General features: G+C 32.1%; 11 protein-coding genes. 8 read left to right on the forward strand and 3 right to left on the reverse strand.

Annotated elements, in window-relative coordinates; all coding sequences use genetic code 11:
- Positions 1-507 precede the first annotated feature (507 nt).
- From AC2A1D_RS00920 to AC2A1D_RS00950, 7 genes are all read left to right on the forward strand, one after another.
- Positions 508-1,971, forward strand: a complete 1,464-nt coding sequence (locus AC2A1D_RS00920) for a phytoene desaturase family protein (RefSeq protein WP_484041788.1) — start codon at positions 508-510, stop codon at positions 1,969-1,971.
- Between the two features lie 10 nt (positions 1,972-1,981).
- Positions 1,982-2,818, forward strand: coding sequence for a phytoene/squalene synthase family protein (locus tag AC2A1D_RS00925; protein WP_484041789.1), 837 nt, complete (start codon positions 1,982-1,984; stop codon positions 2,816-2,818).
- A 9-nt stretch (positions 2,819-2,827) separates the two neighbouring features.
- Positions 2,828-3,286, forward strand: a complete 459-nt coding sequence (locus AC2A1D_RS00930) for an SRPBCC family protein (RefSeq protein WP_484041790.1) — start codon at positions 2,828-2,830, stop codon at positions 3,284-3,286.
- Between the two features lie 10 nt (positions 3,287-3,296).
- A complete protein-coding gene (locus AC2A1D_RS00935) occupies positions 3,297-3,755 on the forward strand; it encodes a sterol desaturase family protein (RefSeq protein WP_484041791.1) in 459 nt (152 codons plus the stop codon).
- Positions 3,752-4,459, forward strand: a complete 708-nt coding sequence (locus tag AC2A1D_RS00940; RefSeq protein WP_484041792.1) for a lycopene cyclase domain-containing protein — start codon at positions 3,752-3,754, stop codon at positions 4,457-4,459. The genes AC2A1D_RS00935 and AC2A1D_RS00940 overlap by 4 nt, the downstream gene beginning before the upstream one ends.
- Positions 4,431-5,714 (forward strand): cryptochrome/photolyase family protein, encoded by a 1,284-nt coding sequence (locus AC2A1D_RS00945; protein WP_484041793.1) that lies wholly within the window; start codon positions 4,431-4,433, stop codon positions 5,712-5,714. The genes AC2A1D_RS00940 and AC2A1D_RS00945 overlap by 29 nt, the downstream gene beginning before the upstream one ends.
- Before the next feature lie 120 nt (positions 5,715-5,834).
- A complete protein-coding gene (locus AC2A1D_RS00950) occupies positions 5,835-6,251 on the forward strand; it encodes a hypothetical protein (RefSeq protein ID WP_484041794.1) in 417 nt (138 codons plus the stop codon).
- A gap of 126 nt (positions 6,252-6,377) precedes the next feature.
- Here the strand turns inward: AC2A1D_RS00950 and AC2A1D_RS00955 are convergent, their stop codons facing one another.
- From AC2A1D_RS00955 to AC2A1D_RS00965, 3 genes are all read right to left on the reverse strand, one after another.
- Positions 6,378-7,229 (reverse strand): helix-turn-helix domain-containing protein, encoded by an 852-nt coding sequence (locus AC2A1D_RS00955; protein ID WP_484041795.1) that lies wholly within the window; start codon positions 7,227-7,229, stop codon positions 6,378-6,380.
- Positions 7,230-7,352: 123 nt separating this feature from the next.
- A complete protein-coding gene (locus tag AC2A1D_RS00960; protein WP_484041796.1) occupies positions 7,353-8,843 on the reverse strand; it encodes a hypothetical protein in 1,491 nt (496 codons plus the stop codon).
- 90 nt (positions 8,844-8,933) lie between these two features.
- Positions 8,934-12,419 (reverse strand): glycosyltransferase family 117 protein, encoded by a 3,486-nt coding sequence (locus tag AC2A1D_RS00965; protein ID WP_484041797.1) that lies wholly within the window; start codon positions 12,417-12,419, stop codon positions 8,934-8,936.
- 229 nt (positions 12,420-12,648) lie between these two features.
- Here AC2A1D_RS00965 and AC2A1D_RS00970 point away from each other — a divergent pair, with 229 nt between their 5' ends.
- The gene (locus AC2A1D_RS00970; protein WP_484041798.1) at positions 12,649-13,686 is read left to right on the forward strand and encodes a PLP-dependent cysteine synthase family protein; all 1,038 of its coding nucleotides are present in this window, start codon (positions 12,649-12,651) and stop codon (positions 13,684-13,686) included.
- Positions 13,687-13,760: the final 74 nt, after the last annotated feature.

Consider the following 13,760-nt stretch of genomic DNA (forward strand, 5'->3'; position numbering starts at 1 on the left):
TGAGGAATTTACAATATTTAAACTCTCAGTATTAATAAGGTTTAACTTAGCTATTGTGTTTGGTGTGAGCATTCCATGCTAGTAAAATTTCAATTCAAAAAACCTTTTTGCGAAATCCAAATCATATTGAATTTATTTTTAAAGATTACTTAAAATCAATTTCTATAATTTTAATAAATAATTTTATCCCGTAGAAGAAGTTTGATATTACCAATAATAAAATATCCTCTCTTAAGTGTTTTTAAATTAAATTAATATTTTGATTGCTTTAAAATGCTAATTAAATTTTGTGAGGTAGGCATAAGACACCATTCAAATTCTATTCCAAGTTTACCTGAAAAAAGTTGAAAAGCATGTGGTAAAGATATAAAATTCTTAATTACCATATAATTTTTTTAATATTTTTTTGATGACCAGAATCATATTATTTAAAAAAAAGCCCATAAATAAACGAGTTTGGCCGAAAAATTGAAGTTATTTTTTTACAAAAAATTCTCCAAAATAATTATGAAAACTAAAATTGCTGTTATTGGATCAGGTTTTTCTGGTCTTTCCGCTGCGTCTTACGCTGCAAAAAAAGGCTTCGAAGTTCATGTTTTCGAGAAAAATAATAATTTTGGCGGTAGAGCCAGACAATTCAAAACTGAGAATGGTTTTGTATTCGACATGGGCCCAAGTTGGTATTGGATGCCTGATATTTTTGATGCCTATTTTGAAGATTTTGGTAGAAAAACCTCAGAATTTTACGATTTAATCTCTCTAGATCCTCAATTTGAAATGGTTTTTTCTGATCATAATTTGCATTTACCTGCAAATTTTGAGCAAATGAAAGCTATTTTTGAATCTATTGAAACCGGTGCAGCTCATCAATTGGAGCGATTTATGAATGACGCCAAAACGAAGTACGAAATAGGCATGAAAGATTTCGTAACCAAACCTTGTATTTCCTGGTTTGAGTTTTTCTCATTAAAAATTCTTAAAAACTCTGTTAAACTAGACCTTCTTTCTGATTTCCGAAGCTTTGTTTCTAAATATTTTAAAGATCAAAAACTTCGTACATTAATGGAATTTCCTGTAATTTTTTTAGGTGCTTCTCCTCAAAAAATCCCGGCTCTTTACAGCCTTATGAATTATGGAGGCTATAAATTAGGAACTTTTTATCCGATGGGCGGTTTTTACAAGATCATTGAAGCAATGATGGCTATTTGCGAAGATTTAGGAGTTCAGCTTCACAAAAACGCCACAGTTTCAAGCATAAATTCAGAGAACGGTAAAGTAAAATCAATCACAGTAAATGGAGAAGAAATAAAGTTTGATAGCGTGATTGCTTCTTGTGACTATCATCACACAGAATCTAAACTTATTGATCACAATCAAAAAAATTATCCTTCAGAATATTGGAAAACCAGAACTTTCGCCCCTTCATGCCTTATTTTTTATTTAGGACTGAATAAAAAAATTAACATTCATCATCACACACTTTTCTTTGAAAACTCTTTGGATGTACATACTTCAGAAATTTATGATGATAAAAAATGGCCTTCAAAACCTCTTTTTTATGTATGCTGTCCTTCACAAACAGATCCAACCGTTGCTCCTCAAAACTGTGAAAATCTCTTTCTTTTAATGCCTGTTGCTACAGGGATTGAAGACTCTGCGGAAATGAGAGAGAAGTATTTTCAAAACATGATGCAAAGAATTGAAAAACATACAAAAACAGAAAATTTGGAGGATGCAATTATTTATAAAAAAAGCTTTTGTCTGGATAATTTTAAAGAAGATTACAACGCCTACGAAGGTAACGCTTATGGACTTGCCAATACTTTAAGCCAAACCGCTGTTTTAAAGCCTTCGGTTAAGAATAAAAAAATAAAAAATCTATTTTACACAGGGCAATTAACGGTTCCGGGACCAGGTGTTCCGCCGTCTATTATTTCAGGTAAAATAGCTGCAAATTTAGTCACAATTTAATCTTAATGATATGAAACAGAAATTCGACGAACTTTCTTATAAAATCAGCAAGCAAACTACAAAGCAATACAGTACAAGTTTTTCGCTTGGGATTTTGGCATTGTCCCCAAAAATTCGAGATGCTGTTTATGCGATATACGGCTACGTAAGACTTGCGGATGAAATTGTAGACAGTTTTCATGGATACGATAAAGATATTTTGCTTAGAAGATTAAAAATTCAGACAGAAGAAGCGTTGTCTGAAAAAATTTCTTTAAACCCCATTCTACAGTCTTTTCAGGAAACTGTTTATCAATATAAAATCGATCATTCGTTAATAAATCAATTCTTGAAAAGCATGGAAATGGATCTTCACAAAATAGATTACAATTCTGAACTTTACAAAGAATATATTCTTGGATCTGCAGAAGTGGTGGGTTTAATGTGTTTACATGTCTTTGTAGACGGCGATTTGCAAATGTTTGAAAAACTAAAACCATTCGCCATGAAACTGGGCTCTGCTTTTCAAAAAGTAAACTTTTTGCGTGATTTGAATGACGATTTTGAAATTTTAGGACGAACCTATTTTCCGGGAGTGAATATTCTTAATTTTAATACTGAAGATAAATTACAGATTGAAAAAGATATACAGGAAGAATTTAGACTTGCTTTGGAAGGAATAAAAATGCTGCCAAAATCCTCAAAATTTGGCGTCTACTTAGCCTATAGATATTATATTTCTTTATTCAATAAAATAAGAAAAACACCTCCACAATCTATTTTAAAGAAAAGAATTAGAATTTCAAACGGAAAGAAAATAGCCGTAATGATGAGCAGTTATCTTCAATATAAAATCGCGATTATCTAATATAAATTTATGATTCACACCCTTAAACGAACTCAGCAACTTCATTGTGATATTTCTACAGCATGGAATTTTTTCTCTGCAGCAAAAAATCTGTCTGAAATTACTCCAAAAGACATGAGTTTTATTGTAAGAACAGACCTAAAAAACGAAGAAATATATGAAGGAATGATTATCGACTACTATGTATCTCCTTTATTTGGACTTAAATTGGAGTGGCAAACTGAAATTACTCAGGTTGAAAAAGAAAAAAGTTTTACCGATTTTCAGAAAAAAGGCCCTTTTAAACTCTGGAACCATCATCACGAGTTTATCCCCAACGAAAAAGGTGTTTTGATGATTGATACGGTAGATTACGAATTGCCACTAGGTTTTCTAGGCGAAATCGCACACAATATTATGGTAAAAAAAAGACTTGAACATATTTTCGATTACCGCTACAAAATATTAGCTAAAAAATTTACACCCTAGTTAAAATTCTATGAATTTCTTAATCGTTTTAATCACATTTTTTATTATGGAAGGCATCACATGGTGCATTCATAAGTACGTAATGCATGGTTTTATGTGGTTTTTACACAGAGATCATCACGATCATTCTAACGAAGGTCATATTGAGTGCAACGATTATTTTTTTCTGATTTTTGCAATTCCTACCATTGCTTTAATGTATTACGGAACCATCAATGGATTTAATGCTTACTTTTATATCGCTTTAGGAATTACGCTATACGGAATGGCCTATTTTTTTGTGCACGACATCTTTATACATCAACGTTTCAAGATACTAAGAAACACACAGAACCCTTATTTACTGGCTATTAGAAGAGCTCATAAACAACATCATAAACACACAGGAAAAGAATACGGCGAATGCTTTGGATTTCTGTGGGTACCTGTAAAATACTTTAAAATGTACTTTAAAAAAGACAAAAAATGATGCAGTATACCTATCTATTAATCAACTTTTTTACCATATTTATATGTTTTATTTTTTCGTTTCACCCGAAGATAAAATTCAATAAGTTTTTTAAAGCTTTTATTTTATCATCATCCTTTGTTGCTTTATTTTTTATTGGATGGGATATGGTATTTACCGCAAAAAAAGTTTGGTGGTTCAGCCATCAATACACCATCGGTCTATCTCTTTACAATCTTCCAATAGAAGAAGTTTTGTTCTTTTTATGCATTCCTTTTTCATGTGTTTTCACCTATTTTTGCCTTGATAAGTTTTTTAATTTTTCATGGATAAAAAAAATAGAAAACCCTTTGCTCTTACTGTTTTCAGCTGCTTTATTTTCAACAGCAATTTATTTCCGTGAGCAAGTCTACACATTTACCGCTTTTACAACTTGTAGCTTTAGTATTCTTATCTTAAAATACGTTCTGAAAGCCGATTGGATAGGAAAAGCATTAATTATTTACCTACTTTTGAGTCCTGGTTTTTTAATGGTAAATGGTTTACTTACAGGAACCGGACTCCCCTCTCCTGTTGTAAATTACAACCCTGAAGAATTTATGGGGTACCGAATTCTTACCATCCCAGTTGAAGATTTTTTCTATGGTTTTGAATTGATTCTATGGAATCTTTATTTCTTCCTAAAATTAAAAAAATATGAGCAAAATAAATATTTTCTGGTTTAGACGAGATCTTCGTTTAGACGACAACACCGCTCTTTATGAAGCATTGAAAAGTGATAAAAAAGTGCTTCCCATCTTCATTTTTGATAAAGAAATTCTTTCTAAACTCGAAAATAAAGATGATAAAAGAGTAGATTATATCCATCAAGCTTTACAAAACATCAATCAGCAATTAAATACTTACGGCAGCAGCACAAGAACGTATTTTGATACGCCACTTGATGCTTTCACAAAAATTCTAAAAGAATTTGAAGTAGAAACCGTGTACTGCAACCGCGATTACGAACCACAAGCAATTGAAAGAGATAGAAGAATTGCAGAGTTTTTAGCAAAAAACAATATCAAAATGCTTGATTATAAAGATCAAGTAATTTTCGAAAAAAATGACATCGTAAAAAGTGATAAATTACCTTATACAGTGTACACTCCTTATTCCAGAAAATGGAAAGAAGCGTATCGTAATTTGGAATTCAATTTTAAAGACTTTGATTTTACGGGCTTTTATCAGAATCAATCTTTCCAAATATTGGAATTAAAAGAAATTTGCTTCAACAAAACAGAACTTGAATTTTCAGTTCCACAGCTGCAGGAAAAATTGATAAAAAATTATCACGAAACAAGAGATTTTCCTTCACTTGATGCTACTTCACATCTCGGTACCGCACTCAGATTCGGAACCATTTCTGTACGAAAATGTGTAGAATTTGCTTCGCAAAACAACGAAACCTGGCTTAATGAACTGATTTGGAGAGAATTTTTCATGCAAATTTTATATCATTTTCCGAAAGTTGTCACCACATGTTTCAAAGAAAAATACGAAAATATAAAATGGAGAAATAATGAAGAAGAGTTTAAACTGTGGTGTGAAGGCAAAACCGGTTACCCCCTTGTAGACGCAGGTATGAGACAATTAAACGAAACTGGCTTTATGCACAATCGCGTTCGAATGGTTGTAGCAAGCTTTCTTACCAAGCATCTCTTAATAGATTGGCGATGGGGAGAAGCTTATTTTGCAGAAAAGCTTTTAGATTACGATCTGTCTTCCAACAACGGCAACTGGCAATGGGCAGCTGGTTGTGGTTGCGACGCCGCACCATATTTTAGAGTTTTCAACCCGGAAGAACAGCAGAAAAAATTTGATAAAGACGCAAAATATATCAGAAAATGGCTTCCCTCCGACTATATTCTTTTCCCTATTGTTGAGCACAAAAAAGCTCGTGAACGTGCGCTGGAAATTTATAAAGAAGCGGTGTCGTAAATGTGATAATGAATAAATATTAAAAAGTTCTTAAAAAACCTGCTACATACCACAAACACTAGATTCTGGGCATACAATTTGTTTGGTAGAGAATATACTTATAATACCACCAAAATCATCATGAATATTACAGAACTTAAAATCACAAATCTGGTAGAATACCAAAACCAGACATTTGCAGTAAAAGAAATATTTGAGCCTAAAGAAAATCATTATTATGTAAAAATAGAAAACGATTTTTCTAATATAACAGTATCTGCGGAAGATATACAACCCATACCTATTAATGAAGATTGGTTGCAGAAGCTTGGTTTTTCTAAAACATACAGTTCGGAACAGAGAATAAGATATGAAAGACCTGAAAATTTTATAAAATATGATTTTGATCTTTCTGCAAAAAAAATAATCGAAGGATTAAAAATTTACGGAAACTCTGTAAAATGCAGATACATCCATGAAATGCAAAATATTTTTTCGAGTTTAATAGGAAAACCAATTCTTAATAACTTTAAAAAAGAAAATACTTTGATTGTGTAAAAGATACGTTTAAAACTAAAAGAAAAGATTCTGAAAAATTTCAGAATCTTTTTTTTATTATGTTTTATCGCACAATCAGCGGTGTTTTTCAATCTAAGAATTTCAATAAAAATGTGAAATTAGAATTTAAACAAGTTCTCGCATTTCACTCGGGACTTTCCCTGTATATTTTTTAAAGAAATTGGTAAAATTTCCTTCATCATTAAATCCTAAGTTATACGAAATTTCAGAAATCGTGTGTGAAGAAAACTTCAAAGCATTTTCTGATTCTTTAATTACTTTCTCGATAATAAGCTGTTTTGCTTTTTTACCGGCAACCAATTCAGAGATCTCTGTAAGCTTCCTTGTGGAGACCTGAAGCTCTCCCGCATAATAAGAAACTTTTTTGTGTTCTTTAAAATCTCTTTGCAACAATACTCTGAAACGATTTACATAAGAAACATATTCAAACTTTTCGTCTTCAATCACAATTTCTTCTTCCTGCGCTAAAAAAGCATGTAAAAGCAAAGACTCGATAAAATTATGAGCTGAAGAAATATAAAGACTTTCATCTTTCAATTTGAACTTTTCCATTCTGTTAGCAAGAGCTGTTTTCTCGTGGAAGCAACTTTCGCAAATAGGAACAATGTAAAAATTTGAATGAGCGTTGAAAAATAGTTTAGAATTAATAAAAAAACTATCTTGAGGTGTTCTTTCGTAAAAACATGATCTGAAAACAATACAAAAAGTCTCTTTTGTAACCTCACCAAGAAGTTCAAATATTCTTCCCGGCCCAATATAAACAACAGATTTCGGATTTACAGCTACTTCGCCCAAGTCCGTTTTCAGTGTTAAAGCATCAACAGATATTACAATGGTGTAATACTGATGATTATTGAATTGTCTAGAATTATTATTAATTTGAATTATCTCAGTAAGCGGTTTTACAAAAAATCCTACTTTTTTTATTTGATAATTTGATGCATCGCTCAGAATCATTCTACAAATGAATTTTAAAAAAGTAAAATTAATAATAAAAAGCATATATAGCAAAGGAATTCACCTTTATTTGACCTATATTTTTAAAATATTAACACAGATTCATTAAAGCTAATTAAAATTCTATTTTTTTACTTTTTCATAGAGATTATAATCTGTCCCAGACGGTTTTAGGCGATAAATTTTTTCCAGAATAACGTTGTCGTTTTTCAAATAATTTTTAATTCGGTATTCTTTTATCAATTTATAGTTTTGCTTATAATAAGCAGAATCTTTTTCAGCGAAAAGATTTTGATACGAAAGAAGGTATTTCGGCTGTCTGTTTTTAACCGTATTTATCCAATAATTTTTTCGGTCTTTAATAATTTCGTTTTGAATTTTTTTATCAACCAAGCCTACTTCATCAATTGTTTTTAAACCGGAAAAATATGGCACATAACCCGCTGGTTCAAGCAAAATCCACTGTTTTTTGTCTTTTTCGTAGGTATGAAGAAACAGACCAATTTGTCTTCTGTAATTCCACTCGCCGTTTCCTGTCGCAATAGAATGTACGGCTTGAAAAGCAACCATTGGCAAAATATAGAAAAAGATAAACAATGTAAGCCAAAGGTTTCTTTTTTCTTTAATTTCCAGAATAAATATAAGTACGGGAACAAATAATAAAATCTGTGGAACCCAGTAATACCAATCGAATAGACTTTTCTGAGAAATAAAAACCAACTGTTTTACCCAGGCGAAAATAAAAATAATCCATAGAAAATAATTTCTGCTATTACGTTGTCTTACAAGATAAATAAAGCACAGCAGCTCGAAAATAGCAATTAATATGGTTATCGGATTAAAAGTTCCCGGTAGTTTTATCATTCCCCAAAAATTACCATAATTGTAATTGAAATACTCCCAACTTTGGGCAACATTGAAGTTTCCGTCATACCTTAATTTTTTAGCGACAATTGTGTTGTTTACCACTTCGCCAAAATAAAACCAGTTGAAAGATAAAGAAACAGCAAGTCCAAAAATTCCTCCGAAAACATAGGTCCAGCGAATTCTTTTATTCCAAATTACATCGATAATAAATGTAATCCCCAAGAAAATAACGGTATCTATTCTTGTAAACATAATGAATGCCGGTAAAAAGAAAAGCACCCATTTTTTCTCCTTTTTGAAACCATAATAAAGTAAAGCCATTTCTAAAAAGAAGACTATTCCGTATTCCATTCCTAGGATAGAAATCTTTATTGAGGGAGGTAAAAGGCCAAATAATACAATGAAAATAGCTTTAAGTTTATTGTTTTTAAACAGGAGATGCGATAAAAGAACGCTTCCTATTGTAAAAAGAATCGAATTAAAAAGTAATAAAGGTTCTATGAAATTTTCTTTGCCAAAAACTAAATTAAAAATGTACGACACAAAAACATACAAGTGCGTTGTAGAGGCAGAAATTTTAGTTTCTCCGTTGAAGCCAATTACTCCGTAATCCAAAAGATTCTGAGCAACCCGCCAAGTAATAAAAGCATCTTCTTGAATATGGTGTGTAAACAAGAAAATAATCTTTACAATAAGAGCCAGAAAAAATGCGTAAATGGGAAGTTTTTTGTTTCCGGAATCGGTCATCGTACTTGAGTTTTTTTGCAAATATAGCCTATTATTGCTGATTTTCAAGACAAAAAAAAACGGAACCGAAGTTCCGTTTTAATTATTGATTTACTGAGTAACGTTCATTATCGCACGTGTAATCTGATTTTCTTTTTCTTTAGCGTAAGTAGAATCAAAAGGCTCCATTACATCAAAAAGATATTGATAATATGGGGTTATCTTTTGAATATCTTCTGCTTTTTGAGTTGCTTTTTCTTTGCCCATTGATTGAAGATCTTTTACAAAAGCATTGAATTTTTTATCAATTGGTTCTATAGATTTCACCAAGTAATTGTAAGCTTTTTGCTTTTGCCCCAATCTTGTGTAAGCATCGGTAACGGCAGTTACAACAAGAGAATATTCTGCTGGTTTAGATTTCATCGCCCTTCCAATATTTCGTTGTTCACCTGAACTTAGAGTTAAATAGAAATCGTATTCTTCAAAAATTCCTTTTTTCAAAACTTCTGCAAGATCTAGCGCTTTCTTTTCCTGCCCCGCCATTAGATACCCATACACCATAGAACTTAATGATCTAGGATCGTTAAACTTCTCTGCAGGAATTTCTTTTGAAGCTAAATCTAAGATTTCTAACGCTCTCTTTTTATCTCCTTTTAAAGCTAAAGCAGCAGCAGCTCTACTTGCAGCTCCTCTATAACTAATGATATTTGAAGTTGCCGTTTCATCAAAATGCACATTTAAATCTTTAAAATTACCCCACTTAAAGTTTTTCACAACATTATAAAGGTTATCTGCATCTACTCTTCCCATTTCGCCATCACTACTTCTTTCTGTACGGATAGGAACCAATCTGTAACTGAACCCATCAAACTGTAAATATTCATTAAGATAGAAAATATTTTCATTGTCATAAACACCTCCAGAAGAGAAATTAATTGATCTTTTCCAGTCGAAGTTTGCCAAAATATCAAACATAATCAAATTGCTTTTATACAAAGTATTAGCTTCATACTTTACTGTAATTTGATCTACAACGTTTGGCAAATCTGCTGCATTAATTGTTCCTGATTTTAATGCATTTGCTTTATTTACAGGAATTACAAATTTATTTACAGGCAAGAAATTGTACTTTTCAAATTTTTCGCTTCCGAAGATTTCTTTTAATACTTCATCTTTTTCCGGAGAACGCATTTTAATAAAGTTTACAGCCTCTTTTACTGTCATAGAATCTTTCACAATATAATTTTGGAAAGCTTTCAAAACACTTTCAGCTGTACCTTTTTCCTGAAGAGTTTCAAAAATATTTTTCCAGTCTCCTGGTTTCATGATATAAATTTGATCATTCACACCATCTCTATAATCATCATGAGTAAGTTGCCCTGGAACTGGCATTGCGTTGTATGTTCTTCTTTTCACCTGATCGATATTCCAAGGTGTTGAAAGCAGTGTAAAGTTTACCACTTTTACATCATCTCTAAATCTTTCAGTTTCCTGCATTGCCCAAACTGGGTACGTATCGTTATCTCCATATACAAAAAGAATGTCGTTTTTCGGTAAAGATTTAAGTACAGAATATGAATAATCGTAAGCAGTATAACGCTCACTTCTATCGTGTACGTTATAATTTTGGAATGCCATTAAGAAAGGAACTCCTAATAGAAGTACTCCAAAACCTACATTTGCTGCGTTAGATTTTACTTTAGATTGCAAATACCAAAGAATGGCACCTGCTCCCAAACCAATCCAAATAGCAAAAGTATAAAACGAACCAACCATTGCATAATCTCTTTCACGCGGCTCGTAAGGTTTTACTCCGGTGTAGAAAATAATACCTATACTCGTTAAAATAAACAAAGAAAGAATGGCATAGAATCTTCCAAAATCTCTGTTGAGCTGAAAAAATGCTCCTAAAAAACCTAATAATAAAGGTAGGAAGAAAAATGCTACTGTACTTTCGTTTTTGAATTTTGCAGGCATCGCGTCTTGATCTCCCCACAAAGCATTATCGATGAAAGGAATACCAGAAATCCAGTTTCCTTTAGTAATTTCCTGGTTTCCTTCAAGATCATTTTGTCTTCCGGCAAAATTCCAGAAAAGATATCTTACAAAATAATACCCATTTTGAAAAGTAATAAAGTAATCCATATTATCGATCAAAGAAGGTTTTTGTACTTTAATCAAATCATAAGGTCTTACTTTTAAATAATCAGAAACAGTAATTTCTTTTTGATCGTATTTTGTTCTAAGCTCATTAAAGATTTCCTGAGCTTCTGGGCTGTCTGCAATATCCGGATTGTCAAAATTGAAAGTAAAATCTGGAGCACCATACATTGCCATATAATTACCCATTACAGCTTTGTCTTCACTGAACATTCTAGGCATTAAGCTTACATGATCTTTATTAAATACATAATTAAACCTTTCACCAGTTTTTATATATCTACCAGTTTTTTCGTCTTTCTCGTAAATGTCGCCAGTTTTATCAGTTTTAAAACTACCGTCTTCGTTTTTCTGAATTCCGTTTGCATCAAGAAAAGCTGTATAGTTTTGCCCGTAAAATGTTGGCCAGTCACCATATTGCTCCCTGTTATAATAATCTTTCATACCAATTGCAGTATCCGGATCATTAAGGTTCATTGGTGGGTTTGCATTTGCTCTTATAGGGATTACCATCCAACAAGAAAATCCGATAATCATAAATACCGCAGAAAGAGCAATAGTTTGATAGATTTTTCTTTTAGTTTTTCTCGCATATTTTATAATGAAATATGAAATAGCAACCATTAAAACAAAACCAACAATAGTCCCAGAATGGAAAGGAAGACCTAATCCGTTTACCATAAAAATTTCTAACCATCCAAACATTGTCATGATTAATGGGAAGATAAATTTAAAGACAATCGCTAATATTACTAAAGTTACTCCATTTGCAACAAGAAAGTTCTTCCAAGTAAACTCGTAGTTTCTTGCATAATAAACAAGACATACTGCAGGAATTGCCAACATACACATCATGTGAACGCCCACAGAAAGACCCACAATGAAGAAAATTAAAACAATCCAACGATCTGAATCTGGAGAAAGATATTCGTTTTCCCATTTGGTTACCAACCAAACCAACAACGCAATAAACATAGAAGCCATAGAGTAAACTTCTCCTTCTACTGCAGAAAACCAAAATGTATCTGAAAAAGTAAAACAAAGAGCTCCAATTACACCAGAAAAAAGTATAGCAATTTCTTGATGTTTTGTAACTTCTTCAAAATCTTTATTCAGCAATCTTCTCACCAAATGAGTAATTGTCCAAAATAAAAAAAGAATTGTAAATGCACTAAAAAGTGCAGACATTGCATTTATTACCACAGAGTAATTTTCTCCATTTCCAAACGCAAAAATTCCTGCCACCGCACCTACAATCTGAAAGAGAGCAGCTCCCGGAGCGTGGGTTACTTCAAGTTTTACAGCAGAAGAAATATACTCGCCACAATCCCAAAAACTAAAGTTGGGTTCTATGGTCGAAAGGTACGTGATAAATGCAATGGCGAAAATCACCCATCCGAGAACGGTGTTCCATTGCCTGAAAGTCCAGTTTTTCATAGTATTAAATCAATCTTGCGAAAATAAGATTTTTAGATGATTTTATATCGATTTTAACAAAATTTAAAAAATTTGGCGTACATTTTGACTGCAAAAACCAAAAAACACGAAAAAAAATATCATTTTTTTTACACATCAATGCTGTAGAACAAAACAAAACTTTATAGTTATAGAATTTTTTGTATTTTTGCGGTCAGATTTTTGTTGAAAAATTAACAATAGATTTATAATGAGTAATGTTTACGATAATATTCTTGGCCTTATAGGGAATACCCCTATGGTGAAGCTTAATACTGTTACAAAAGATATTCCCGCAACTGTATATGCCAAGTTAGAATCATATAATCCTGGACATTCAACCAAAGATAGAATTGCACTTCATATCATAGAAAACGCAGAGAAAAAAGGTTTATTAAACAATGATTCTGTTGTGGTGGAAACCACTTCCGGAAATACCGGGTTTTCGATAGCCATGGTGTGTATTATTAAAGGCTACAAATGTATTCTTGCTGTAAGCGACAAAACCAAACCGGAAAAAATCGCTTACCTAAAATCTCTTGGAGCACAGGTATATGTTTGCCCAGCAAATGTTCCTGCGAATGACCCCAGATCATACTACGAAGTTGCAAAAAGAATTGCAGCCGAAACCCCTAATTCGGTATACATCAATCAATATTTTAACGAATTAAATATTGATGCACACTACCAAACTACAGGACCTGAAATTTGGGAGCAAACCCAGGGAAAAATAACCCATCTTTTTGCTTGTACAGGAACTGGAGGAACTTTATCGGGTTCAGCAAAGTTTTTAAAAGAGAAAAATCCTGATATTAAAATTATAGGTGTAGATGCACATGGTTCAATCCTTAAGACGTTTCACGAGACAGGAGAAATAAATCAAGAAGATGTACACCCTTATCAAATTGAAGGAATGGGAAAAAATTTAATCCCTTCTGCTCTTTTATTTGATAAGATTGATGAATTTGTACGTGTAAACGACGAGATGTCTGCCTACAGAACAAGAGAAGTTGCTTTAAAAGAAGCAATAATGGGTGGTTATACTACAGGGGCGGTTACTCAAGCTTTAATGCAATATGCAAACTCTCATCAGTTTACAGAGAATGATCTTGTTGTTTTAATCTATCCAGATCATGGTTCAAGATACATTACTAAAGTGTATAGCGATAAATGGATGGCTGAACAAGGTTTTGTAAACAACTGTTTTCATAACTACGATGATGTTTTTAAAACAGAAATCATTAAATAAAAAGAATTAAATTATTATAACAAGCCTTTTTTGTAAATCACAAAAGGCTTTTTTACTTAAAAATCACATACGAG

The organism is Chryseobacterium sp. HNCC26DJ239 (genome assembly GCF_057180445.1).